Genomic DNA, 25,396 nt, shown 5'->3' with positions numbered 1-25,396 from the left:
ACTTGATCGACTTAAACCGGCTTGAGCAGTGCATGCCGCTTCTTGCCGACGGAGAGCTTGATTACTCCTTCGGCCAGCAAGGCATTCTCCGCCAGAATGAGCTTGTCATCGTCGATCACGGAATCATTGACCCGTACGGCGCCCGATGAAACATGCCGCCGGGCCTCGCCATTGGAGGCTGCGAGGCCCGCCTTGACCAGAGCATTAAGCACGCCGACGCCGGCATTGAGCTCGGCATGATTGATCTCAGCGGTCGGCAGGGACAGATCAAGTTTACCGGTCTCGAACGTCGCACGTGCCGTTTCTGCAGCACCTTCAGCAGCCTCGCGGCCGCGCAGCATGGCAGTTACCTCGGTGGCCAGCCGCTTCTTGGCCTCGTTGATGTCGCCAGCCACGACCCGAGCGATCTCCTCGAGTGGCAGCGTGGTGTAGAGCTTCAGGAACCGCTCCACATCCGCGTCCTCTGTATTGCGCCAGTACTGCCAGAAATCATAGGCCGAGAGCATGTCTTCGTTGAGCCAGATGGCGCCATTGAGCGACTTGCCCATCTTGGCGCCCGAAGCCGTGGTGAGGAGCGGCGAGGTCAGCGCATAGAGCTGCGGCGTCCCCAGCCGATGCCCGAGATCAATGCCATTGACGATATTGCCCCACTGGTCCGAACCGCCCATCTGCAGCGTCACGCCATAGCGCTTGTTCAGCTCGACGAAGTCATAGGCCTGCAGGATCATGTAGTTGAACTCAAGGAAGCTCAGCGACTGCTCGCGATCCAGCCGCTGCTTGACCGAGTCAAAGCTCAACATGCGGTTGACCGAGAAGTGCTGGCCCACATCGCGGAGAAATTCGAGATAGTTGAGCGGCATCAGCCATTCGGCGTTGTTCAGCATCAAGCTGTCCTTTGGCCCATCGCCAAAGGTCAGGTAGTTGGAGAACACCTGCTTGATGCTGTCGATATTGGCCTGGATCATGTCAGGCGTCATCAGCTTGCGCGCTTCGTCCTTGAAGGACGGGTCGCCCACCATGCCGGTGCCGCCACCCATCAGGGCCACAGCACGGTGGCCAGTCTTTTCCAGCCAGTGCAGCATCATGATCTGGATTAGGCTCCCCACATGCAGCGAAGCGGCTGTGGGGTCGAAACCGATATAGGCGGTGACGGTATCGGTGGCGAACAGATTGTCCAGACCCTCATCGTCGGAGGTCTGGTGGATAAAGCCGCGCTCGGAAAGGGTGCGCAGGAAGTCTGACTTGAATTGGGTCATTTTGAATCACTGAAGCCTTGTGAGACCTCATGGTGAGCTGTCGAACCACGAGGTCGGTACATTCGGAACCTCATCCTTCGACGCGCTCAGGATGAGGTTCCTCCGAATGACCGTCTCAATTGCGCTCTAGTTAGCGCCCGCCGCCGTCCGCGATCTCCTGACGGCGACGGTCGAGATATTCGGCGCAGCGGGTGGTCAGCTCGTCGACCTTGCCTTCGTAGAAGTGGTTCGCCCCATCCACGATCTGCTGCTCGATGGTGATGCCCTTCTGCGTCTTGAGCTTGTCCACCAGCTTCTGCACCGACGTGGGCGGCGCCACGCGGTCCTTGTCGCCATGGATGATCAGGCCCGAAGACGGGCAGGGGGCCAGGAACGAGAAATCGTAGAGGTTTTCCGGCGGCGAAACCGAGATGAAGCCTTCCACTTCCGGGCGGCGCATCAGCAGTTGCATGCCGATCCAGGCGCCGAAGGAAAAGCCGGCAATCCAGCAGCCGCGCGATTCACGGTTGATGATCTGCAGCCAGTCCAGCGCTGCCGCAGCGTCTGACAATTCGCCGACACCGTGATCGAAAACGCCCTGGCTGCGGCCGACCCCGCGCGAATTGAAGCGCAGAACCGAAAAGCCGCGCTCGGCAAACATGTAGAAGAGATTATAGACGATCTGGTTGTTCATCGTCCCGCCAAATTGCGGATGAGGGTGCAGCACGATCGCCACGGGAGCGTTCGGTTCCTTACCCGGCTGGTACCGGCCTTCCAGGCGCCCTTCCGGGCCGTTGAAGATCACTTCTGGCATAAGTTTGTTCCGGCCTTTTCTGGCTCTGTCCGTTTGGGTCTCCGGGCCCTCTGGCGGAAAGCGGTTCGCGGCTTGACTAAGCGCGGACTGCTCCCTAAAACATGGGTCCGAAACACCAGTTTAGAATTATTCGAAACTCGGTTTTGGGCCGCGATACGGCCCATTGGAGCGCCCCTTGTAATGATGTTGGGCGTAAAATTTCAAGAAGTGTTTGATTGCGTGGACGCGGGAAGCGTCCCGCTACAGGCATGGAAGCTATATGGGGCGCGCATGCGTCCGGAAAGCGCAATGACGAGAGCGGCCACATATCTCGATCACAATGCATCCTCTCCGCTTCGTCCCGAAGCGCGAGAAGCCATGCTTGCTGCGCTTGATCTGGTCGGCAATCCCTCTTCAGTTCATGCCCACGGCCGCGCCCTACGCAACCTGGTAGAAACAGGGCGGCATCAGGTGGCCGAATTGGCTGGAGCCGAACCCAAGCAGGTTGTGTTCACCGGTTCCGCCACCGAAGCCATCACCCAGGCGATCCTGGGTGGCGCCAGGGCGTTTTCGGCAGGCGCCGTCGCTCTGAGTGCTGGGGAGCACGCTGCTGTCGGCAAGGCTGCAGAAGCTTCGGGCCTGCCGGTGTGGACCATCACATTGGATAGCCATGGCCGCATTGATCTCGATCAACTGACGGCCACTTTGCAAAAGGCAGACGATGAAGGGGTGACCCTTCTGGTCGCCTTGCACTGGGTGAACAACGAAACTGGCGTCATTCAGCCTATTGAGCGGATAAGTGCGCTTGTTGGCCCCACGCGTCACACGCTTTTCATCGATGCCGTACAGGCTTTTGGCAAGCTTCCTCTGGAATTTGCCTCCTCGGCTCCCGACATGATGGCGGTGAGCGGCCACAAGATTGGCGCACCCGCTGGCATTGGTGCACTGCTGGTAAAATCACACGCCGATATGGTGCGGCTCATTCCCGGCGGTGGTCAGGAACAGGGCCGCCGTGGCGGCACGGAATCGGCGGCGCTTATTGCAGCTTTTGGCGCGGCTGCAGCGGCCACCGACTACCATGCAGAAATGCTGTCCGGCCTTGTGCGGCATGTGGAGACTGGTTTGCAGAAAATGGTGCCGGACCTGGTCATCTTTGGTCAGGGCGTAAACCGTATCGGCAATGTTACTAATTTCGCGGTGCAGGGCCTGGGCAATGCGACCGCAATGATGGCGCTGGACCTGATGGGGCTGTCTGTTTCATCCGGCTCGGCTTGTTCGTCGGGCAAAGTGGGCGCCAGCCATGTACTGGCGGCCATGGGTGTGCCCAGGGAACTCGCCAATTGCGCGCTGCGCGTCAGCTTCGGCTGGAACTCGACCTTGGCGGACGCAGAGGCGTTCCTTGCCGGATTTGAAACAGTCCACTCCCGCCGGAAGCGGGCAGGGGAAGCGGCTTAGCCGCCACATCAGACTATTCGTTCACGGTGGCCTTGAACCGCCGAGGGACATAAAGGAGAAGCCGCATGGCGGATTACGATATTCCGACGCTCAAGGAAGAAATCGACCGGGAGACGGTCGAGCAGGTGCTGGCCCTCGACGTCGACAAGTACAAATACGGCTTCGAAACAGACATCGAGTCCGACGTTGCCCCCGCAGGGCTGACGGAAGACACGATCCGCTTCATCTCGGCCAAGAAGGACGAACCCGAATGGATGCTGGAATGGCGTCTCGAGGCGTTCCGTCGCTGGCAGACCATGGAAGAGCCCAACTGGGCAAAGGTCCACTACCCAAAGATCGACTTCCAGGCGATCAGCTATTACGCGGCGCCGAAGTCGTTCAAAGGCCCCAAGAGCCTGGATGAAGTTGATCCTGAGCTACTTCGTACCTACGAAAAGCTGGGCATCCCGCTTAAGGAGCAGGCCATTCTGGCTGGTGTCGAGGGCGCCGCTGAATCCGTCGGTACGCCCTTTGGCGCCAATGTCGCAGTTGATGCGGTCTTTGACTCGGTTTCCGTGGTCACCACCTTCCGCGAGGAACTGGCCAAGCAGGGCATCATCTTCTGCTCGATCTCCGACGCCATTCGTGAGTACCCTGATCTGGTCAAGCAGTATCTGGGCTCGGTGGTGCCGGTCTCCGACAACTACTACGCCACGCTCAATTGCGCCGTCTTCACCGATGGGTCCTTCGTCTATATCCCCAAGGGCGTCCGGTGCCCGATGGAGCTTTCGACCTACTTCCGCATCAACGAGAAGAAGACCGGCCAATTCGAGCGCACGCTGATCATCGCCGATGACGACAGCTACGTGTCCTATCTTGAGGGTTGCACCGCCCCGATGCGCGACGAGCACCAGTTGCACGCCGCCGTGGTGGAACTGGTTGCCCTGGACAATGCCGAAATCAAGTACTCGACGGTCCAGAACTGGTATCCCGGCGACAAGGACGGCAAGGGCGGCATCTACAATTTCGTCACCAAGCGTGGCGACTGTCGCGGCAAGAACTCGCACATTTCCTGGACCCAGGTAGAAACTGGATCGGCCATCACCTGGAAGTACCCGAGCTGCATCCTGCGCGGCGATGGTTCGCGCGGCGAATTCTACTCGATCGCCATTTCCAATGGCTATCAGCAGGTCGATAGCGGCACCAAGATGCTGCATCTGGGCAAGAACACGTCCAGCCGCATCATCTCCAAGGGTATCGCTGCCGGCTTCTCCGACAACACCTATCGCGGCCAGGTCTCGGCTCACGCCAAGGCCAAGAATGCTCGCAACTTTACCCAGTGTGACTCGCTGCTGATCGGTGACAAGTGTGGCGCCCACACCGTGCCATACATTGAGAGCCGCAACGGAACGGCTGTCTTCGAGCACGAGGCGACCACCTCCAAGATTTCGGACGACCAGATGTTCTACTGCATGCAGCGCGGGCTTTCCGAAGAGGATGCCGTGGCTCTGATCGTCAATGGCTTCGTGCGTGACGTGCTGCAGCACCTGCCCATGGAATTCATGGTTGAAACTCAGAAGCTGATCGCAATCAGCCTGGAAGGCAGCGTCGGATGACCGAGAAGACCATCGAACCTGTCATTGCATTGGCCGACCTGCCGCTCAACAGGCATGATCGTGGCCCGGGAATTGGGGCCCATGGCGCCAATTTCTCGCGTGCAATGGGCCTGACCATGCTGGGTGCCAGCTATTTCGAGGTGCAGCCGGGAGAGTCGGCGTTTCCGTTCCACGTGCACTATCTGGAAGACGAGATCATCGTCATCCTGGAGGGTGAGGGGACTTATCGCTTTGGCGAAGCCGCCGATAAAGTGACAGTTGGTGATGTTCTCGGCGCACCCGCGGGTCGCGCGGAACTGGCGCATCAGCTCACCAATACCGGACCTGGGCCGCTGAAATATATCTGCGTCGCCAACCAGACCGACACCAATGTGGTCGAGTTGCCCGAGCACGGCGTCGTGCGCGTGCACCACCGCAAGGCTGGCGGTTATGACAGCATCGAATTGAACGCGCCCGGCAAGGGCCAGGCATAAACCGAAATGGAAACAAACGAGCGCGATCGCCAAAGATCAGCGCAGTTTGAAGAAGGCAGACGAAATGACCACTCCCGTTCTTGAAATCCGTAACCTGCATGCCCGCATCGACGAGCGTGAAATCCTCAAGGGTGTAAACCTCATCATTCCCCCCGGCGAAGTCCATGCCATCATGGGCCGCAATGGTTCGGGCAAGTCGACGCTGAGCTATGTGCTGGCCGGCAAGGAAGATTATGAGATCACCGAGGGCGAAATCCTGCTCAACGGCGAGAACATCCTGGAGTTGGAGCCCGATGAGCGCGCCGCCGCCGGCCTGTTCCTGGCCTTCCAGTACCCGATCGAAATCCCAGGCGTGGCGACCATGACCTTCCTCAAGGCCGCGCTCAACGCCCAGCGCAAGGCGCGCGGCGAGGCCGAACTGACTACGCCGGACTTCATGCGCGCCGTCAAGGAAGCTGGAGCCCAGCTCAACATCGGCAATGACATGCTTAAGCGCCCGCTCAATGTCGGTTTCTCCGGTGGCGAAAAGAAGCGCGCCGAGATCATGCAGATGGCGCTGCTGAAGCCCTCATTGGCCGTGCTCGACGAGACCGATTCCGGCCTCGACATCGACGCGCTGCAGGTCGTCTCCAAGGGCGTCAACGCCCTGCGCGATGGCCAGCGCTCCATGCTGGTCATCACCCATTATCAGCGTCTCTTGAACCATATCGTCCCCGATGTCGTGCACGTCTTCTCGGACGGCAAGATCGTCGAGAGCGGCGACAAGGACCTGGCTCTCAAGCTCGAGGCCAAGGGCTATGCCAGCTACGGCGGAGAGGCTGCCTAAATCATGCGCGCAAATTTCCCCGTTCGCCTCGGCCCGGCCGAGGACGCTCTTATCGCTCAGCTCAAGGCCGCCGGCGCTGATGCAGCGGCCGAGCGCATCACCGTGGCCGGTCTGCCAACCCGTCGCGTCGAGAGCTATCACTACACCGATCTGAAGACCCTGCTGCGTGCGATCCCGCCGCTGGCAACGGCCGCCAATGAAGCCAGCGCCCCGGCGCTGCGCATTCCCGGTGCCTACAATCTGATGATTGCCAATGGCGCGATCCAGAATGCCGCCACGGCCCCGGCCGGCGTAATCGTCGGCAAGGCAGAAGGCGGCGTGCTGACCACCCGCGATGACATGCTTGTGCACATCAATGGTGCTCTTGCGAAAGAAGCGCTGACCCTCACGCTGGAAAACAGCGTCGATCCGGTCATTCAGGTGGAACGGCGCATTGAAGGCGAGGCGGCCCATGTCGCCGATGCGCTCAAGATCTTCGTTGCAGATGATGCCTCGGCGACCATTGTCGAAACCTTCTCGGGCTCCGACGCCGCGCATGTGGGCAATCACGCGACCTATCTTTCGGTGGGCAAGAACGCGGTGGTGACGCATATCACCATTGATCTCAGCGCCCGTGCCGTGTCGCATTTTGCCACTAACGAATATCAGCTCGCGGATGGGGCCAAGCTGCGCACCCTGGTGATTCATGCCGGCGCCGGCCTCGCCCGAACCCAAGTATTCCCGCGCATGGCAGGCGCGGAGGCCCATGCAGATCTGACTGGCCTCAATCTGGTGGCCGATGGTCAGCACGCCGACATCACCATGGAAGCGCTGCATGCAGTGCCGCACACCTCCTCGCAGCCATTGTTCAAGTCGATCGTGCGTGGCCGCGCCAAGGCGGTCGTACAGGGCAAGCTCGTTGTCGCTCGTGACGCGCAGAAGACCGATGCCAAGTTTATGCATCAGGGCCTGATGCTCTCGGATGAAGCGGAGATCCTCTCCAAGCCCGAACTCGAGATCTATGCCGACGACGTGGTCTGCGGCCATGGTTCGACATGCGGCATGATCGACGAGGACAGCCTCTTCTATCTGATGAGCCGCGGCGTTCCCAGGGCCGAGGCAGAGACCATGCTGGTGCGCGGCTTCATCGCCGAGCTCTTCGATCCTATCGAGGATGATGAACTCAATGAGGCCCTGCAGGGTATCGTCGATGGCTGGCTGATGGGCGCCAAGTAGGCTCGACACACACACGATCACACCCTCCCCATATTAGGGGAGGGCGTCTCGCCGGGCCCGCCGGGCCGTGGCAAAGATAGGGAGGGGGTAACCCCTATGACCTTCGACCTCGAAAAAATCCGAGCCGATTTCCCGATTCTGTCCGAACAGATCCACGGGAACAAACTTGTCTATCTCGATAGCGGCGCCTCGGCACAGAAGCCGGTCCAGGTTCTGGACCGCATGGACCACGCCTTTCGGCATGAATATGCCAATGTGCATCGTGGCCTGCATACGCTCGCCAATCGCGCCACCGAGGGCTACGAGGCCGGCCGCGAGAGCGTGCGCCGCTTTCTCAATGCTGGTCGTGTCGAAGAGATCATTTTCACCCGGTCTGCCACCGAGGCGATCAATCTCGTCGCGTCATCGTTTGCCGGCCCGAGGATCGGCGAAGGCGATGAGATCGTTACCACGATCATGGAGCACCACTCCAATATTGTCCCCTGGCACTTTCATCGTGAACGCAAGGGCGCTGTCATTAAATGGATCGATGTCGATGACGATGGAGTTCTCGACATGGCGGCCTTCGAAGCCTCGCTTTCGGACCGCACCCGTATCGTCGCCGTTACGCATATGTCCAACGTGCTGGGCACGGTCAATCCAATCAAGCAAATCGTCGAGATGGCCCATGCCCGCGGCATCCCGGTCCTTGTTGATGGTTCCCAGGGCGCTGTCCACACCAGCGTGGATGTGCAGGACCTCGGTGCCGATTTTTACGTGATGACAGGTCACAAGGTCTATGGGCCAACCGGTATCGGCGTGCTCTATGGCAAATACGATCTGCTGGCCGAGATGCAGCCCTATCAGGGCGGCGGCGAGATGATCGAGACCGTCACGCTTGAGGGCGTCACCTACAACGAGCCGCCGCATCGCTTCGAAGCCGGCACGCCGCCCATCGTCCAGGCCATGGGTCTTGGCGCTGCGCTGGATTACATGCAGGACATTGGCCGCGAAGCCATTGCCGCCCATGAGCACGAAATTGCCTCTTATGCGCAGGAGCGGCTTGGCCGCATCAACTCCTTGCGCCAGATCGGCACTGCCCCGGACAAGGGCGGCATCTTCTCGTTTGAGATCGCCGGCGCCCATGCCCATGACATCGCCACCATAATGGATCGTTACGGCATCGCGGTGCGCGCGGGCACCCATTGCGCCCAGCCGTTGCTAGCCCGATTTGGTGTCACCTCTACATGTCGCGCGTCCTTCGCCCTATATAACGGTAAGGACGACGTGGACGCGCTGGTGGACGGCATTGAGCGTGCCCAGAAATTTTTCGCCTGAGGAAGGCTGATATGACCGAAGAGACCAAGATCGACCAGACCGCAGCCGAAACGGACACCCGTATCGCGCCGAGCATGCCGACAAGTCTTCCCGAGGGGGAAGTTGAACGCATCACGACCGATCTCATTGGCGCCCTGAAAACCGTCTATGATCCTGAAATACCGGTCGACATCTACGAATTGGGTCTGATCTACAGGGTCGATCTGGATGATGAGCGCAATTTGACGATCGATATGACGCTGACGGCACCCGGTTGTCCCGTGGCCGGTGAAATGCCAGGCTGGGTTGAAAATGCCGCTCGCGGTGTCGAAGGGATCCAGGATGTCACCGTGAACATGGTGTTCGATCCGCCTTGGGACGCCTCACGTATGAGCGAGGAAGCGCAAGTAGCGTTGAACTGGTGGTAATTTCCCGCGTTTCGTCCTATATATCGTGAAACGCCGATGAAAGTTTAGGCCATGTCATTCCAGATCATGTCGCTGACAGATGCAGCCGCCGAGCGCATCACCGAGATCATCGAAGATTCCGATAGGCCGGTCGTTGGCTTGCGTGTCGGCATCAAGAATGCTGGCTGCGCCGGTGTCTCCTATACCATGGAATATGTCGAGACCCCGATTGCCGGCGACGACCATGTGCAGGATAAAGGCGTCAATGTCTGGGTCGACCCCAAGGCGACCATGTACCTTCTCGGCACTGTGATGGATTTTGAAGCGGGCAAGATGGGCTCGAGCTTCACCTTCAACAATCCCAACCAGACCGGCGCCTGCGGCTGCGGTGAGAGCGTTACCCTGGCCCCGGCCGACCTGAAAGCGCTCGCCGAGGCACGAACGAGCGTCTGATTTTCTGGCAGAGCCCAAGTGCAACGATGGGCTGACTCAAGGGCGCGGTGCAGCGAACCGCATCTCTCCAGTTGCACATGCCTCTCATGTGAGGCATTGATCCGGCATCATGCAAAACGCTCTTCCGCCTGCTCTGGCCATCACTCCTCCCAACCGTTCACTGTCCGGTCGTGTTTCCCCTCCCGGCAGCAAATCGATCACCAATCGGGTGCTGTTGCTGGCCGCTCTGGCTGAAGGCACCAGCCGGCTGACAGGGGCGCTCAAAAGCAAGGATACGGAGCTGATGGCCCGCGCCTTGCGCGAGATGGGCGTGCAGGTTGAAGAGCCGGATGCGACCACCTTCCAGGTCACCAGCACGGGCCGGTTGGCAGCCCCCAATGCCCCGCTGTTGTTGGGCAATGCCGGAACCGCGACTCGCTTTCTGGCGGCCGCCGTTGCGACAATTGACGGGACGGTCATTGTGGATGGCGATGAAGACATGCGCCTTCGTCCCATCAAGCCGCTCGTGGATGCCCTCAATACTTTGGGGATCGACGCTGCAAGCCCGACTGGTTGCCCGCCAGTGACCATTCACGGCAAGGGCTCGTTCGGTCATGGCCGTGTGGAAATCGATGCCTCGCTCTCCAGCCAGTATGTGTCGGCGCTGTTGATGGCCGCGCCCCGCGGCGATGGACCTATCGAAGTCGCCCTGGCTGGTAAGGATATCGGCGCCCGAGGCTATGTCGACCTGACATTGAACGCCATGCGAGCCTTTGGAGCTCAGGTTGAGGATCAAGCGGACGGCTCCTGGCTGGTGCAGCCAACCGGCTATCGCGCCACGGACTTCCATATCGAACCTGACGCCTCGGCCGCCACCTATCTCTGGGGCATCGAGGCCCTGACCGGCGGTAAGATCGATCTTGGTATTGCCGCTGACGCGTTCTCGCAGCCCGACGCGGCGGCGCAGGCGATCCTTGCGCAATTCCCGAATATGCCCGACGTTATCGATGGTTCTCAGATGCAGGACGCGGTGCCGACTATCGCCGTCGTTGCCGCATTCAACAACCATCCGGTGCGCTTCGTCGGTATCGCAAATTTGCGGGTCAAGGAAACCGACCGTATCCGCGCCGTCGCCAATGAGCTCAACCGCATTTTACCTGGCCTAGCCACCGAAGACGGCGACGACTTGATAGTCGCCGCAGATCCCGATCTGGCCTCCAAGCTCAGCGGCCGGAACGCGCGGATAAAGATCGAGACCTATCACGACCACCGCATCGCCATGAGCTTCGCGCTGGCCGGGTTGCTCGTGCCCAATATTGTCATTCTGGACCCAGCGTGTACCGGCAAGACCTACCCCGAATACTGGCAAATGCTCGCGGACTTGGGTGTGGAACTGACGCCCGCTGGGGGGCGATCAGGCAGCCGAGGTTTTCCGCTCTGAGGCGTCGTCTATCTCGACCAATTCGGTCTCGCTGACAACTCTGTTACGACCGGCCCGCTTCGCCGCGTAGAGGCACCGATCGGCCCGCTCGATCAGGGACATGGCGTTATCATTGGGCGCGAACACCGCAACGCCAAACGAGGCTGTAATTCGTCCGAGCTTCTCATTGGTCGAACGCTTGAGCAATTCCTTGGCCTGAATGGCCTTGCGGATATTTTCTGCGATGATGACAGCGCCATCAAGATCCGTGGAGGGCAGGACAGCCACGAACTCCTCGCCGCCATAGCGGGCGGCCAGGTCCTTGCCCTTGATATTGGACTTCAAGGTCATCGCTACCAGGCGCAACACCTGGTCTCCGGTCTGATGCCCGTAGGTGTCGTTGAAATTTTTGAAGTGGTCGATATCCAGCAGCATCAGGCAAAGCGGCGTGCCGCCATCCGCAGCCACCGCGATGGCGTCGGCCAATCCCTCATCGAAGCTCTTGCGATTGGCGATCTTGGTCAGCGGATCCAGCATGGATTCGCGCCGCACATCGTCCAGGTCACGCTGCAGCGCCGCGATATCATCTCGCGAAGCCTCCAGCTTGGTCTCAAGCTGCCGGTTCGTATCCTGCATTCGGCGCGTCTCGGATAGCAACCGCAGCGCCAGCGCTTTCATGCTTTCCGCGTCAAGCTCACGCTCGAGATCGCCGCTGGCCGACTGTAGCGAGCCGGAATAGGCGTTGGCGGTGGTCATCGCGCTGTCGATGGCCTCGTGAACAGCCTCAATCCGGGCATGCATGCGCTCGGAGACGCTCGACATGCGATCATTGACGTCGGATTTAAGAAACTCGTTGTAGAGCGTCTCCGCCAGGTCCGAAGATGGAACCATGCCACTGCGGAAGATCGCATTGATGCGATTATTCAGCGAGGGATTCACGCCAGTCGCATAGGTATAGAGCAGCTCATAGAATTGCGGATAAGGCGGAATTCCGCTGCGTTTGAGCAAGTCAAACGCCGCATTGGCATATCCCAGCGTCCGCGTAAATTCTTGATCCGACACTACTCACCCCGCGCACCGTTGCGCCCCGACCGTATCGATCTACTTTAGTTGAGTCGCGGCCAATAAATACAGCCTTGAGTCCCGGTCTAACAAGCTCCAGTGGGCAATATTGCTGCCCATTGAGGTATATATTGCGCTGTTTACTACGAAACTCGCGCTGACCGCAGTAGAAAAGCCGGGATCGGACCCGCGTCGCCGAAGGGTGTATCGTCCGGAGGCGTCTCCATTTTTTTAGGCGCAGCCTTCCTGGCGTTCTTTGGCGCGGGCTTTGCCGTGTCCTTAGGCTCAGCGGGCGCTTCGACCGCAGCAGGGGGCCGGGTCCGGGTCTCTGCCTTTGGCTTGGCAGCGGCCCTTCCGCGTCGGCCACGGCTGGGTTTGTCCGCATCCGGCTTGGACGCATCACTCTCCGCTGCGTCCGGTTTCGGCTTGTCGCCTTCCAGCCAATCGATTGGCTTCTGGATCAGCTTGAGTATGGCATCGAGATGCTTGCTGTCGGATGGGCCAACAAGAGTATAGGCAACGCCGGAACGGCCAGCACGGCCAGTACGGCCGATGCGGTGCACATAGTCTTCGGCATGCACCGGCACATCGAAATTGAACACGTGGCTGACAGCGGGAATATCCAGGCCGCGGGCTGCCACATCGCTGGCCACCAACAAGGTGAGCTTGTTGGTTTTGAACGCATCCAGCGTTTCCGTGCGGCTTTTTTGGTCCATATCCCCGTGCAGTGCCCCGGCGGAATGTCCATGACGCTGCAATGAGCGGGCCAATGTCGCCACGTCACGCTTGCGATTGCAGAAGATGATGGCGTTTGTCAGCCCCACCGATGCATCAATGCGCGCCCTGAGGGCAGCGCGCTTCTCGTCGGGCTTGGACCCCACCCTGACCAGCTTCTGGTCGATGGTGTCTGCAGTGGACGCGGCACGCGACACTTGAACGTGCACCGGATCCTTGAGGAACTTCTTCGTCAACCGCTCAATCTGGTTATCCATCGTGGCCGAGAACAACATCGTTTGGCGACGCGGAGGTAGCCGCGACACAATCTTCTCAATGTCGTCGATGAAACCCATGTCGAGCATGCGATCGGCTTCGTCGATGACCAGGATTTCGACCCCGGTCAGCAGGATTTTACCGCGTTCGAACTGGTCCAGCAGACGCCCGGGCGTTGCGATCAGCACATCCACGCCGCGATCGAGCTTCTTGTTCTGCTCCTCGAAAGATACCCCGCCGATAATCAGCGCCATGTTGAGGCGATGGTTCTTGCCGTACTTTTCGAAATTGTCAGCGACCTGTGCGGCCAGTTCGCGCGTCGGCTCAAGAATGAGCGTCCGTGGCATGCGCGCGCGGGCGCGCCCCTTTTCCAGCAGCGTCAGCATGGGTAGCACAAAAGATGCCGTCTTGCCGGTGCCGGTCTGGGCAATGCCGATCAGATCCTTCTTTTCCAGAAGGTGCGGTATGGCCTGTGCCTGAATTTCGGTTGGCTTGTCATAGCCTGCTACGGCTACCGCATCGGTAACCTTGCTCGAAAGGCCCAGTCCAGAAAAGTCGTCGGTCAAAGTTGGTCGTTCCACTCAGCGGTCTGTCCGATGCCTGTCCGGACCGAAGGGTTCGGGCCGGTGCGCCGGTCATTGGAATTGCGCAAGTTCTGCCCTTGGGGCGCGCGTCCCTTGCATGAGAGCGGATGGGCTATGAAATACTGTTGCGCATCCGCGTAGTGACATTGCAGCGGCAAATCCATCGCGCCGGGGTCAATATCGCGCTGATAGAACACCAATCTGGCCCATATAGTCGGGTCCAATGGAATTGCCCAGCGGCGCGGACCATAGCGCAAACCCCTTGACTGTCAACGGTCATAGGACATTCACACTGCAACGCGGTTAAGGCGGCCTCAGACGTCCAGGTCAGTCACGAAGGCGGCATTCTCCTGGATGAACTCGAAACGAGCCTCGGGCCTGGTCCCCATCAGGCGGTCAACAGTGTTGCGCGTCACGTCACGATCATCGAGAATTTTCACCTGCAGCAGGGTACGTGACTTTGGCGACATTGTTGTTTCGCGCAGATGCGCAAACGGCATTTCGCCCAGACCCTTGAAACGGGTCGTGTCGATCTTGCCTTTGCCGTTGAACTCGCTGGCCAATAATTCGGCCCGATGCGCGTCATCTCGCGCATAGAGGGTCTTACCGCCTTGGCTCATGCGATAGAGCGGGGGCAGGGCGAGATAGACGTGCCCGTTCTCGATCAGGCGCGGCATTTCCTGGAAGAAGAAGGTGATCAGCAGGGACGCAATGTGCGCCCCGTCGACATCCGCGTCGGTCATGATGATGATCTTGTCATAGCGCAGATCATCTTCGGTATAGCGGTCACGCGTGCCACAGCCCAAGGCCTGGACCAGATCGGCAATCAATTGGTTGGCCGCTAGCTTCTCGCGGCTGGCGCCTGCGACGTTCAGGATCTTGCCGCGTAGCGGCAGCACGGCCTGATTGGTCCGATTGCGAGCCTGTTTGGCCGAGCCACCTGCGGAATCGCCTTCGACGATGAACAGTTCCGCGCCCTGCGCTGCGTTTTGAGTACAGTCGGCCAGCTTGCCGGGTAGGCGCAGCTTGCGCGTGGCGCTGGCCCGGTCGATTTCTTTTTCCTTGCGCCGGCGCAGTCGTTCCTCGGCACGCTCCAACGCCCAATCGAGCAGCTTGCCCGCTTGTTGCGGCGAGGCCGCCAGCCAATGATCGAACGCATCACGCAGGGCGTTGTCGACAATCCGAGTCGCTTCGCCCGAGGCCAGCTTGTCCTTGGTCTGGCCCACGAATTCCGGTTCGCGCACAAAAACCGACAGCATGGCCGCGCAACTGGTCAACACGTCCTCGGCAGTCAGATTGGCCGCGCCCTTGTTCTTGGTCAATTCGGCGTAATTCTTGAGGCCACGCAACAGCGCCATTCGCAGGCCCGCCTCATGCGCGCCGCCATCGGGAGTCGGTACGGTGTTGCAGTAGGACTGCACGCCGCCATCGCCAATGGTCCAGGCAATAGCCCATTCCACCGAGCCATGGCTGCCGGGCCTGCCGCTGCGCCCGGCAAAAATATCCTCGGTGATCCGCGTCTCGCCTTCAATGCGCGCGGTCATGTAGTCCTTCAGGCCATCGGGATAGTGGAACACCGATTTGGCCGGCACCTCGTCGCTGGCAAGGGACTCGTCGCAGCTCCAGCGCAGTTCGACCCCGCCGAACAGATAGGCCTTGGCCCGCGTCATGCGGAAAATGCGGCCAGCCGAGAAATGCGCCGTCGGTCCAAAAATCTCCGGATCGGGATGGAACCGCGTGGTCGTGCCGCGCCGGTTCTGTACCCGCCCGACATTGACCACATCCTCCACCACCAGGCCGCGCGAAAACTGGATTCGGTACAATTGCTGGTCGCGCGCCACTTCGACGACCATGTCGTCGGACAGCGCATTGACCACCGAAACACCCACACCATGCAGGCCGCCGGAAGTTTCGTAAGCCTTGCTGTCGAACTTGCCGCCGGCATGCAGGACTGTATGGACGATTTCCAACGTTGAGCGCGCGGGGAATTTGGGGTGTTTCTCCACCGGGATACCGCGGCCATTATCGGTAACCGTGATGTATCCGTCTGCGCCCAAATGCACTTCGATCCGGGTGGCGTGACCGGCAATGGCCTCGTCCATCGAGTTGTCGATCACCTCTGCAAACAGATGGTGATAGGCATTGATATCGGTGCCCCCGATATACATGCCGGGACGGCGGCGGACCGGTTCGAGACCTTCAAGGATTTCGATGTCCGAGGCGCCGTAATCCGCGGGCGGCTCCGCGCCGGAACGAACGGCCGGCTTGGCCGGCTTCGTTTCCTTTGGCGTTTCCGGATTGGGAGCGGCGCTTCCGAAGAGATCTGGCGACATGCACTTTCCGTAAGGTTCGTGCCCGAATCGGGCAAGTCCAACTTCTAGCATATAGCAAGCATTTCCGCGGGTCTGGCCGTCCAGTCAATTCCCACAGCCAAGGTGATCATGAGCCGTCAAGCGGAACGGATGTGAACGTTTGCCCTGCGCGAAATATGAACAGTTTCGTCCCAAGATAGGGCGTCGGGTTTACCCCTCGTTTGCTTCTTGAAAGCACTTTCTTAAGTGCGCGCTGATAGACAAGTGGACATACGGTTTTTGTCTGGAGTTGCCGTATGCGAACCGAACAGCCGGGTATTGCGTATCAATCGGTCAAGGTCGGTTCTGCGTCTCTCGGATATTGGCCGATAGCCGGATTAGATAGTATTGCGTACCGGCTGGCCAGTTTCCGCATTTCGCGCTTCGGCGCCCTGGCGGGCGTCAGCCTGCTCTTCTATCTTGCCTGACCTGACTTGCGTTGCCTCGGCAACGCGGTTAGGTATTTCTTGTTGTTCATTCAAACGGGGGAGGCTGCAGGTGATCTTGTTTCAGACGCATCGCACGCGTGGTCCCGTTTGTGCCCTGTGGCAGACGCTGCAGGGCTGACCAGACTAGGTCCGGACGCGAATACCCGTTCCCATTCCTCTGGTTTGCCCTTTTTGGCGGCCTGGTTGCGACCAGGACACCGATCTAAAGGCATTTGGCGCCTTTTGCTGGCGCCGCACCAGTGAGCGATCTTCATGGGCAATATCAATCTCCGCAATGCCGGCCATAGGGCAGGCGATATTCTTTTCTCAAACTTGACGCTGACGATTGGTGAGCAGGACCGCGTCGGTCTGGTCGCTCCCAATGGCCGAGGCAAGACTACGCTGCTGCGCGCCCTGGCGGGCCAGGCCGAACTCAGCGACGGCGAGGTGACGCGCTCGCGCGGCTTGACCATCGGCTATATGCCCCAGGAAGTGCCCGATACCGCATTGCACCTGACGGCAATGGATTTCGTGGGAACAGCACTCGACCCCGAGACCCTGGCGAGTGAGAGCTGGCGCATTGACGTGGTCATGGAAGAGCTCTCAATTCCCCAGGAACTGCGCGATAGGCCGCTGCAGGAGCTCAGTGGCGGCTGGCAGCGCATGGCTCTGATTGCCCGGGCCTGGGTTACCCAGCCCGACGCCTTGCTGCTGGATGAGCCCACCAACCATCTCGATCTCGGCCGAATTCTCATGCTAGAAGAATGGCTGTCCTACGCGGCCCGCAATATTCCTCTTGTTATCGCCAGCCACGATCGCGCTTTTCTCGACAAGACCACGAACCGCACCCTGTTTCTCAGGCCCAGCGAGCAGGTCTATCTGCCCTTGAGTTATTCTGCGGCGCGCGCCGAGCTCGACCAGATCGACGCGGCGGCGGCCGCCCAGCGCGATCGCAATCTCAAGCAGGCTGCGCAACTGCGCAAGCAGGCGGCCAAGCTCACCAATATCGGCATAAATTCCGGCAGCGATCTGCTCACCGTCAAATCCAGGCAATTGCGGGATCGCGCCGAAAAAATCGAGACACAGGTGCAAGAGGCGCACAAAGACCGTACGGGGCTCGTCAAACTGGGCAATTCGGGCGCTGAGGCGCGCGTAATGATGGCATTCGAAAATGTCGCCATCGCCACGCCCGACGACCAGCCACTCTTTTCCATCGACAAGCTCCACATTTTCCAGGGGGATCGAATTGTCCTGCTCGGGCGCAATGGCACGGGAAAGTCCCAGTTTATGCGGGTTGTCACCGAGGCTCTCTCGGGACAGGTACCGCAGGGGTTACGGATCAGCCCGCAACTGACTCCGGGCTATATGGACCAGGCCCTGGGCTGGCTGCCACTCGACCCGTCGCCGCTCGATTACCTCTTGCATCGTTTTGATGAGGGCGACCGGCGGATCATTGCCTTGCTGGCCGGAGCAGGGTTTCCGCCCGATCGGCAATCCAAACCGATCCGCACCCTGTCACTGGGCCAGCGGGCGCGGTTGGCGCTTCTTGCCCTGCGACTGGAACGTCCCAATTGCTATCTGCTCGACGAGCCGACCAACCACCTCGATATTCCGGGTCAAGAGCAGCTTGAGGCCGACATAACAGAGCAGGGGGCCACCACAATCCTGGTGACCCACGACCGAGCGTTCCTCAAGGCCATCAGCACGCGCTTCCTGCTCATTGACCGGAGAAAACTGGTCGAGGTCAATGATCCCGAGGACTTCTTCGCCCAGATGGAAGTTTAGTAGCATCTGACCGGGTGAGCGCGCGCGCGGCGTCCCACACCCGGTCAATTATCGTGGTGGTGTTCCGGCATTTGCTCGAGATCGTGCTTGGTCCAGGCCGTGATGGCATGCACATGACCGTTGTCATCGCGCATGAAATCGAGTGAGGCCATATTCAGCGAAACATGACGAGCGCCCAATCCGAGAAAGCCACCGACATCGACGATGACCTGCGCGCTCGGGCCGCTGCCATGCAGATGTGAGACCTTGCCGATCTCCTCATTGCCCTGCCCATATACCGTCGCACCTTTCAGATTCTCCTGCACCAGCTCATGCTCTAGCAGGCGAGGGTGGCGCCCGTGGCCGATAACCGGGGCATTGTGCCCGGCGGTGTCACTTCGACCCGTTTGCAGGTTTGGATGATGCCGTTCGAGCCGCTCGAGGGTCGCACCGACCCTTTCCGCCACGCTCGGATCATAGTCATGGTCGGGACTCGTCCGTTCGTAATCCCGCAATTGCTCGGTGGTAATTCCCGCCTCGGCTGCGAACTGGTCAGGGTCCATGCCCAGTGACAATCGGCGGTTGTGGTCACCCTTGGGTTGGCGGTCGGCTTCGGCTGTGTAGTGGTTCATTGTCAATGTCTCCTCTGTTCAAGGAGAAGTGGGCAAGTGCCGATTTGGTTCATGGGCATTGCCGCCGGGCCGATCAAATCGTCGACAAACAAAAAGGCCGCCCGGAGGCGGCCTCTTCAAGTCTTGTAAGCAGAAACCCTAGTGGTGGTGCTCTTCCGGAACCTCGTCCTCATCGGCCTGGATCAGCTTGGCGAGTTCGTCGCGGCTCATCGGCTTGTCGGTGACTTCACCCAACTCGATGATGTGGTCGACGACCTTGTTTTCAAAGATCGGCGCACGCAGGCTGGCGAGGGCCTGCGGGTTCTTGCGGTAGTAGTCGTAAACCTGCTGTTCTTGGCCCGGGAAGCGGCGCACTTCGGCGATCAGCGCCTGCTGGTGCTCCTCGTCGCTCACCTGCACCTCGCTCGTATTGCCGATCTCGGCAACGACCAGGCCCAGGCGCACACGGCGTTCGGCGATCCGGCGGTACTGTTCCTTGGCGGCCTCCTCGGTCGTGCCTTCGTCTTCGAAGGACCGGCCGTGGTGTTCGATCTCATGCACAACGCGCTGCCAGATGGTGTTGAACTCGGCGTCCACAAGCTGGGCCGGAACCTCGAACTTGTGGCCTTCGTCCAGCGCATCCAGAACCTGGCGTTTCATGTGCTGGCGGGCCATCGAATTGAGCGCGTTTTCCATCTGGTCGCGAACGGCCTTGCGCAGCGCGGCCACGTCTTCCAGACCCAGACGCTTGGCGAACTCGTCGTCTAGTTCGCCTTCGTTCGGGCCGTCGACGTGAAGAATGGTGACTGCAAATACCGCTTCTTTACCGGCCAACTCTTCGTTCTGGTAATCCTTCGGGAAGGTCACCTTTACGTCGCCGCTTTGGCCCTTCTTCATGCCCACGAGCTGCTCTTCGAAGCCGGGGATGAATTCGCCAGAACCAACAGTCAGGTGCGCGTGGTCGGACGAGCCACCCTCGAATTCTTCGCCGTCGATCTTGCCCACAAAGCTCAGGCCCAGCCGGTCGCCTTCGGCAACAACGGCATCTTCGCCCTTGTCGGTATAGCCACGGTTCTGCGCAAAAACGCGCTGAACCTCTGCGTCGACTTCCTCCTCGGAAACTTCGACCACGGGCTTGTTGAGCTTGACGCCCTTGATGTCCATCAGCTTGACGGGCGGCAGGACCTCATATTCGACTTCGAATGCGAGGTCGGCCTTGCCATCGAGCACTTCATTGATGACGCTCTGATCGTCGGGCAGGTCGACCTTGGGCTGCGCAGCGGCGCGTTCTTCGCGCTTGTCGAGCGTGTCGGAAACTGTCGCATTGATCGCGTCGGTCATCACTTCGGACATCGCCGAACGGCCATACACCTTCTTGAGGTGTGAGGTGGGCACCTTGCCGGGACGGAAGCCCTTGATATTGGCCTGGCCCTTGAGCTCTTCGAGCTTGACGTCCAGGCGCGAATTGAGATCCGCGGCCGGGATTGTGACGCTCAGCTTGCGCTTCAGGCCTTCGTTGAGGGTTTCTGTTACCTGCATTGGGGTCTGATCCCGTATTGATTAATCGTGTTGGCCGAAGGCCATATGGTGCGGGTGAGAGGACTCGAACCTCCACGCCTTGCGGCGCTGGAACCTAAATCCAGTGCGTCTACCAGTTCCGCCACACCCGCAGGGTCCCCGTCGGCCGGGTTGGCGATGCATCTATATGAAGAGTGTAAGCCAGTCAAAGCTTGATTGGCGCGCGGTCGCGCTACCGGACCGCCCATTTGTGCGGCAATTGCAGATTTGCGTTCTGCAGATAATGAGCAGAAAGTGGTCATTCCGCCCAATCTTTAGGCATGCACACGAGCGCAGTCTGTGGGGTTGGTACGCTCGATGCTGATCAAGGTACTGAATTAATTATGCTTCTTGGTCGATTGATGTGCTGGCACAGCCCATGCATACGATGTGGCCGGTAACCGCCGAAAACGGCCTGTGGAGGCAAGAGTGAAAAAAATCGAGGCTATCGTAAAGCCATTCAAGCTCGACGAAGTCAAAGAAGCGCTGCAGGAAGTTGGTCTGCAGGGCATCACCGTGACCGAGGCCAAGGGTTTCGGGCGCCAGAAAGGGCATACAGAGCTCTATCGAGGCGCTGAATATGTGGTGGATTTTCTGCCCAAGGTGAAAGTCGAAGTCGTTTGTCCCGATGATCTGGCCGAAAAGGCCATTGAGGCGATCCGCGTGGCTGCGCAGACCGGCCGCATCGGTGACGGCAAGATCTTTGTCTATTCCATCGAGCAGGCCATCCGTATTCGTACCGGCGAATTCGGCGACGACGCGCTCTGAGACCCTCCCTCTCAGGCGCTTTGCGCCAAACTCAACAACAAGCATTCCGCATTTGACAGGGGAAGACCTAATGACCACCGGAAGCGATATTGTTCAGCGTATCAAGGACGAGAACATCAAATACCTCGATGTGCGCTTCACCGACCTGCGCGGTAAGCTCCAGCACGTCACCATGGACGCCTCGGTGGTGGACGCCGACATGTTCGAAGAAGGTGTGATGTTTGACGGCTCCTCGATTGCGGGCTGGAAGGCCATCAACGAGTCCGACATGGTGCTGATGCCCGATCCGGACTCCGCCTATATGGATCCGTTCTTTGCCGCGCCGACTCTCGCGGTTAACTGCGACATTCTCGAGCCGGCCACCTACCAGCCCTACAACCGCGACCCGCGCAGCATCGCCAAGAAGGCAGAGGCCCTGGTCAAGTCGTCCGGTATCGGCGACTCTGTGGTGTTCGGTCCCGAGCCAGAGTTCTTTCTGTTCGATGACGTGAAGTACTCCAACTCGACCTATAATGTCGGGTTCTCCGTCGATCACTCGGAACTGCCGATCAACAGCAATGCCGATTATGAAGGCGGCAATAACGGCCACCATATTGGCCTCAAGAAGGGCTATTTTCCGGTGCCGCCGCTGGACAGCGCCCAGGACATGCGCGGCGAGATGCTCGAGGCCATGGGCTCGATGGGCGTCATCATCGAAAAGCACCACCACGAAGTGGCCTCGGCCCAGCATGAACTCGGCCTCAAGTTCAAGCCGATGATCGCCTCCGCCGACGACGTGCTGATCTACAAGTACGCTGTTCAGCAGGTCGCCAATGCCTATGGCAAGACTGCGACCTTCATGCCCAAGCCCGTCTATGGCGATAACGGCTCGGGCATGCACTGCCACCAGTCGATCTGGAAGGACGGCAAGCCGCTCTTCGCCGGTGACCAGTATGCCGGCCTGTCGATGGAATGCCTCTACTACATCGGCGGCGTCATCAAGCACGCCAAGGCCATCAATGCCTTCACCAACCCGACCACCAACTCCTACAAGCGTCTGGTTCCCGGCTTTGAAGCCCCTGTGTTGCTGGCCTACTCGGCCCGCAACCGTTCCGCCTCTTGCCGTATCCCCTTCGGTCAGTCGCCGAAGTCCAAGCGCGTCGAAGTGCGCTTCCCCGATCCGATGGCCAACCCCTATCTGGCGTTCACCGCGTTGCTGATGGCGGGTCTGGACGGTATCAAGAACAAGATCCACCCCGGCGACCCGATGGACAAGGATCTCTATGAGCTGCCCAAGGAAGAGCTCAAGGAAATCCCGACCGTTTCCGGCTCGCTGCGTGAGGCCCTGGAGAGTCTCTCGGCTGACCGCGACTTCCTCAAGGTGGGTGGCGTCATGGATGACGACTTCATCGATAGCTATATCGACCTCAAGATGCAGGAAGTGGTCAAGTTCGAGCACACCCCGCATCCGGTCGAATATGAGATGTACTACTCCGCCTGAGGCGATCAGATATCAATACAGGGAAGGGGCCTTTTGGGGCCCCTTTCTTTTTGGCCTCTGCGAAGCCGCTTGCTGTCGAAACGCGTCAGACCGCCTTGAACGTCCTTCGCATCACCTCGCGCCATTCATCCGGCGCTTCCAGAAGCCCCTCCAGATGATCGGCGTTTTGCGGCTCGAAGAAGCGTACCGCAAAGCCGAAATCGAACTGGCGCACCACTTCGCCGGTGACCTGGCCCACGGTGACGATCTCCCCAACCTCGGGTTGAAAGGCCGCTGACACGGCTGCACCTGAGATTGAGTAGTCGACAATCAGGCAGGGCTGGGACCAATTGTCCGGACGGGCGATTACGGTGCGTGGATTGCTGGGCATGATACGTTGCGCCGCACGTCGATCAGTCTCTGCCGTCCAGATTTTGTCACTGAAACTGGTGATGCGGGCATTGAGGCTCTCTCGGCCTCCGGCATCGTGCTCGATGCTGATTTCGAATCCGTCGTCGAATTGACGGCTCACTCGGCCGGTCAAGGTTCCGAAGGAGTTGAAGCTGGTTGTAACCTGCTCGCTCAGTTGCGGAATGACGGGGGCCGTAATCCGCATATTGTCGCTGCCAATCATGCGCAGTCGGCACGCGAACAGGTTGATCCCGGGAAGGGTTTTCTGCTCCCCGATAACATAGCGCCCTGCCACGCTAGTGATGCCGTGCAGGGCTATTGTCGGGCGTTCCAGAACTTCGGGCAAGTTCAACCTCCGTTTGGTGGTCGAATGAGCATGCATCAGTCGTGTCACCGCAGTATTGCAGTGCTTGATCGCATCTTATCGAACTCGGTGACGATCAGTATACGCTGTTAGGTGGGCGCCTTAGCTGGTTTGATCGGGTGTCCGAGCTCGTCGAACCCCTGGGGCTGGATAAACTGGACGGCGAACACCTGGCAGGGGGCATAGCCACCCGCTAGCGCCCAAATGAACCGGAGGCACTCCTTAAGGAGTTTTCCCCAATCGATGGTCAATCGGCGCATCTGATGTAAATTCGTTCCTGATCTGATGTTTCCGATCGTTCACATTCCCCAGTTTCGGTCATCCGAATGTCCATACAGCACCTCAATTCCCTACTGACGCCCGCAGAAATGGCTCAAGCCGACCGTCTGGCGGTGCAGTCCGGCGTCGCCTCCCTGGACCTGATGGAACAAGCCGGCCGGGCCGTCTGCGATACGATCGTCGCCAATTTTCCGGTCTGCCCGGTGCTGGTGTTGTGCGGGCCTGGCAATAATGGCGGCGATGGCTTTGTCGTCGCACGACTGCTGCAGGAAATGGGTTGGCCGGTGCGTCTCTGGTGTGTCGTGGACCAGAGGCGGCTGCACGGAGATGCTGCAGAGATGGCGGCCCGCTGGACGGGCCCACGCGAAACAGGCCCGCTATCGCTTGAGGGTGCTACCCTTGTCGTGGACGCTTTGCTCGGTGCTGGCGTCGACCGGGACATCACTGGGCCGCTCGGCGCGGTCATAGAGGCCGTGAACCAATCCGCGCTGCCTGTTGTCAGCATCGACGTGCCCAGCGGCGTCGATGGAGCCACGGGGGCAGTCAGGGGCGTCGCAATCAACGCCCGTTCAACCGTAACCTTCTTTCGACGCAAGCCTGGTCACCTCCTGATGCCGGGTCGCGATCTGTGTGGCCATCTCACTCTTGCCGACATCGGCATACCCGCCAGTGTCCTTGATACCATCCGGCCACAGGCCTGGCGCAATTCGGCCGGTCAGTGGGCGCTCCCGAGCCCGGCCAGCGATGGCCACAAGTTTGATCGCGGACATGTTGTGGTCCTGTCTGGCGGTCCCTTGCAGACAGGCGCTGCGCGTCTTGCTGCGATGGGCGCCTTCAGGATCGGTGCGGGGCTTGTTACGCTTTGTGGCACTGAGGAGGCCCTCAGGATCCACGCAGCGAACGTCACGGCCATCATGCTTCGACCGGCGCCAACCGCAGGCGAGCTGGGGGACATACTGGCTGACGAGCGAAATAATGCCTGTGTCATCGGCCCGGCGGCCGGTATCGGACCGGCAACCAGAGAGAATGTTGAGGCTGCACTGGCTGCAACAGCAGCCCTTGTGCTGGATGCTGATGCCCTGACCAGCTTTGCAGATCAGCCCGAGCAGCTATTCAGCCTGATCCGGAAACGAACTGCGCCTGTCGTGTTGACCCCTCATGAGGGCGAATTCGGGCGCCTTTTCCCTGATTTGGCGGGCGACAAGCTCGCTCGGTCGCGCAGCGCGGCCAGTCAGTCGGGCGCCTTTGTCATCCTGAAAGGGCGTGACACCGTCATCGCCGCGCCGGATGGCCGTGCGGCGATCAACGACAATGCGCCATATTGGCTTGGAACCGCCGGGGCAGGGGACGTCCTGGCGGGTATCGTTGCAGGACTGCTCGCTCAGGGTATGGCCGGGTTTGACGCGGCCAGCGCAGCCGTGTGGCTGCACGCCGAATCGGCCAATCAATTTGGCGGTCCGGGCATGTTGAGCGAGGATCTGCCACCTTTGCTGCCCAAGATACTCGCCACACACTCATCATAGAAAGTGGGTCGGCTTCCTGCCATGCCGTGTCACGGCGTCAGGCCATTGCCGTTGCTGCCGACAGCCGGTTTGACTACATCAGCTTGATCAACCGGGCT

General features: G+C 59.8%; 22 protein-coding genes and 1 tRNA gene. 14 read left to right on the top strand and 9 right to left on the bottom strand.

Going from position 1 to position 25,396, the window contains the following annotated elements; translation table 11 throughout:
• Positions 1 to 11 precede the first annotated feature (11 nt).
• Together tyrS and GGR20_RS01420 are read right to left on the bottom strand one after the other, a co-directional pair.
• Positions 12 to 1,256 (bottom strand): tyrosine--tRNA ligase, encoded by a 1,245-nt coding sequence (gene tyrS, locus GGR20_RS01425; RefSeq protein WP_183309453.1) that lies wholly within the window; start codon positions 1,254 to 1,256, stop codon positions 12 to 14.
• Positions 1,257 to 1,386: 130 nt separating this feature from the next.
• On the bottom strand, positions 1,387 to 2,049 hold the full coding sequence (locus GGR20_RS01420; RefSeq protein ID WP_183309452.1) for an alpha/beta hydrolase: 663 nt from the start codon (positions 2,047 to 2,049) through the stop codon (positions 1,387 to 1,389).
• A 288-nt stretch (positions 2,050 to 2,337) separates the two neighbouring features.
• Between GGR20_RS01420 and GGR20_RS01415 the strand changes: the two genes are divergently transcribed.
• The 9 genes from GGR20_RS01415 (at position 2,338) to GGR20_RS01375 (ending at position 11,168) form a co-directional block, all read left to right on the top strand.
• The gene (locus GGR20_RS01415) at positions 2,338 to 3,483 is read left to right on the top strand and encodes a cysteine desulfurase family protein (protein ID WP_183309451.1); all 1,146 of its coding nucleotides are present in this window, start codon (positions 2,338 to 2,340) and stop codon (positions 3,481 to 3,483) included.
• Positions 3,484 to 3,548: 65 nt separating this feature from the next.
• Positions 3,549 to 5,078, top strand: coding sequence for a Fe-S cluster assembly protein SufB (sufB, locus tag GGR20_RS01410; protein WP_183309450.1), 1,530 nt, complete (start codon positions 3,549 to 3,551; stop codon positions 5,076 to 5,078).
• A complete protein-coding gene (locus GGR20_RS01405; protein WP_183309449.1) occupies positions 5,075 to 5,551 on the top strand; it encodes a cupin domain-containing protein in 477 nt (158 codons plus the stop codon). Before sufB ends, GGR20_RS01405 begins: the two co-directional genes overlap by 4 nt.
• A gap of 64 nt (positions 5,552 to 5,615) precedes the next feature.
• Positions 5,616 to 6,377 carry a Fe-S cluster assembly ATPase SufC gene (sufC, locus tag GGR20_RS01400; RefSeq protein ID WP_183309448.1) on the top strand — a complete coding sequence of 254 codons (762 nt, stop codon included), beginning with the start codon at positions 5,616 to 5,618 and terminating at the stop codon, positions 6,375 to 6,377.
• Positions 6,378 to 6,380: 3 nt separating this feature from the next.
• Positions 6,381 to 7,592, top strand: a complete 1,212-nt coding sequence (sufD, locus tag GGR20_RS01395; protein ID WP_183309447.1) for a Fe-S cluster assembly protein SufD — start codon at positions 6,381 to 6,383, stop codon at positions 7,590 to 7,592.
• A 96-nt stretch (positions 7,593 to 7,688) separates the two neighbouring features.
• Positions 7,689 to 8,909: a cysteine desulfurase gene (locus tag GGR20_RS01390; RefSeq protein WP_183309446.1), complete on the top strand. Its 1,221-nt coding sequence runs from the start codon at positions 7,689 to 7,691 to the stop codon at positions 8,907 to 8,909.
• An 11-nt stretch (positions 8,910 to 8,920) separates the two neighbouring features.
• A complete protein-coding gene (locus tag GGR20_RS01385; protein ID WP_183309445.1) occupies positions 8,921 to 9,316 on the top strand; it encodes an SUF system Fe-S cluster assembly protein in 396 nt (131 codons plus the stop codon).
• 51 nt (positions 9,317 to 9,367) lie between these two features.
• Positions 9,368 to 9,748: a HesB/IscA family protein gene (locus tag GGR20_RS01380; RefSeq protein WP_183309444.1), complete on the top strand. Its 381-nt coding sequence runs from the start codon at positions 9,368 to 9,370 to the stop codon at positions 9,746 to 9,748.
• Between the two features lie 109 nt (positions 9,749 to 9,857).
• Positions 9,858 to 11,168 carry a 3-phosphoshikimate 1-carboxyvinyltransferase gene (locus tag GGR20_RS01375; protein ID WP_183309443.1) on the top strand — a complete coding sequence of 437 codons (1,311 nt, stop codon included), beginning with the start codon at positions 9,858 to 9,860 and terminating at the stop codon, positions 11,166 to 11,168.
• Here GGR20_RS01375 and GGR20_RS19050 read toward each other — a convergent pair.
• The 3 genes from GGR20_RS19050 to parE all read right to left on the bottom strand — a co-directional run bounded on the left by GGR20_RS19050 (position 11,142) and on the right by parE (position 16,116).
• Positions 11,142 to 12,209, bottom strand: coding sequence for a diguanylate cyclase (locus GGR20_RS19050; RefSeq protein ID WP_183309442.1), 1,068 nt, complete (start codon positions 12,207 to 12,209; stop codon positions 11,142 to 11,144). The genes GGR20_RS01375 and GGR20_RS19050 overlap by 27 nt on opposite strands.
• A 143-nt stretch (positions 12,210 to 12,352) precedes the next feature.
• A complete protein-coding gene (locus GGR20_RS01365) occupies positions 12,353 to 13,765 on the bottom strand; it encodes a DEAD/DEAH box helicase (RefSeq protein ID WP_183309441.1) in 1,413 nt (470 codons plus the stop codon).
• A 332-nt stretch (positions 13,766 to 14,097) separates the two neighbouring features.
• Positions 14,098 to 16,116 carry a DNA topoisomerase IV subunit B gene (parE, locus tag GGR20_RS01360; protein ID WP_183309440.1) on the bottom strand — a complete coding sequence of 673 codons (2,019 nt, stop codon included), beginning with the start codon at positions 16,114 to 16,116 and terminating at the stop codon, positions 14,098 to 14,100.
• A gap of 275 nt (positions 16,117 to 16,391) precedes the next feature.
• Between parE and GGR20_RS01355 the strand changes: the two genes are divergently transcribed.
• Both GGR20_RS01355 and GGR20_RS01350 read left to right on the top strand, forming a co-directional pair.
• Positions 16,392 to 16,562 (top strand): hypothetical protein, encoded by a 171-nt coding sequence (locus GGR20_RS01355; RefSeq protein ID WP_183309439.1) that lies wholly within the window; start codon positions 16,392 to 16,394, stop codon positions 16,560 to 16,562.
• A gap of 273 nt (positions 16,563 to 16,835) precedes the next feature.
• Positions 16,836 to 18,347: an ABC-F family ATP-binding cassette domain-containing protein gene (locus GGR20_RS01350; RefSeq protein ID WP_183309438.1), complete on the top strand. Its 1,512-nt coding sequence runs from the start codon at positions 16,836 to 16,838 to the stop codon at positions 18,345 to 18,347.
• Between the two features lie 44 nt (positions 18,348 to 18,391).
• Here GGR20_RS01350 and GGR20_RS18540 read toward each other — a convergent pair whose 3' ends face one another.
• The 3 genes from GGR20_RS18540 to GGR20_RS01335 form a co-directional block, all read right to left on the bottom strand.
• Positions 18,392 to 18,694, bottom strand: a complete 303-nt coding sequence (locus GGR20_RS18540; RefSeq protein WP_183310029.1) for a PRC-barrel domain-containing protein — start codon at positions 18,692 to 18,694, stop codon at positions 18,392 to 18,394.
• Between the two features lie 402 nt (positions 18,695 to 19,096).
• A complete protein-coding gene (gene tig / locus GGR20_RS01340) occupies positions 19,097 to 20,476 on the bottom strand; it encodes a trigger factor (protein WP_183309437.1) in 1,380 nt (459 codons plus the stop codon).
• A gap of 46 nt (positions 20,477 to 20,522) precedes the next feature.
• Positions 20,523 to 20,607, bottom strand: a tRNA-Leu gene (locus GGR20_RS01335).
• A gap of 316 nt (positions 20,608 to 20,923) precedes the next feature.
• Between GGR20_RS01335 and GGR20_RS01330 the strand changes: the two genes are divergently transcribed.
• Together GGR20_RS01330 and glnA are read left to right on the top strand one after the other, a co-directional pair.
• Positions 20,924 to 21,262, top strand: a complete 339-nt coding sequence (locus GGR20_RS01330; protein ID WP_067452386.1) for a P-II family nitrogen regulator — start codon at positions 20,924 to 20,926, stop codon at positions 21,260 to 21,262.
• Positions 21,263 to 21,332: 70 nt separating this feature from the next.
• Positions 21,333 to 22,742 carry a type I glutamate--ammonia ligase gene (gene glnA, locus GGR20_RS01325; RefSeq protein WP_183309436.1) on the top strand — a complete coding sequence of 470 codons (1,410 nt, stop codon included), beginning with the start codon at positions 21,333 to 21,335 and terminating at the stop codon, positions 22,740 to 22,742.
• Positions 22,743 to 22,827: 85 nt separating this feature from the next.
• On the opposite strand, the gene GGR20_RS01320 is transcribed toward glnA, so the two are convergent.
• Entirely contained in the window at positions 22,828 to 23,478 is a 651-nt protein-coding gene (locus tag GGR20_RS01320) for a PilZ domain-containing protein (protein WP_183309435.1), read from the bottom strand.
• A gap of 344 nt (positions 23,479 to 23,822) precedes the next feature.
• Between GGR20_RS01320 and GGR20_RS01315 the strand changes: the two genes are divergently transcribed.
• A complete protein-coding gene (locus tag GGR20_RS01315) occupies positions 23,823 to 25,298 on the top strand; it encodes an NAD(P)H-hydrate dehydratase (protein ID WP_246349354.1) in 1,476 nt (491 codons plus the stop codon).
• The last annotated feature ends 98 nt before the right edge of the window (positions 25,299 to 25,396 follow it).

It is taken from the genome of Devosia subaequoris (assembly GCF_014197055.1).
GTDB classification, from domain to species: domain Bacteria; phylum Pseudomonadota; class Alphaproteobacteria; order Rhizobiales; family Devosiaceae; genus Devosia; species Devosia subaequoris.
This window is presented reverse-complemented; position numbering and strand designations above follow the sequence as displayed.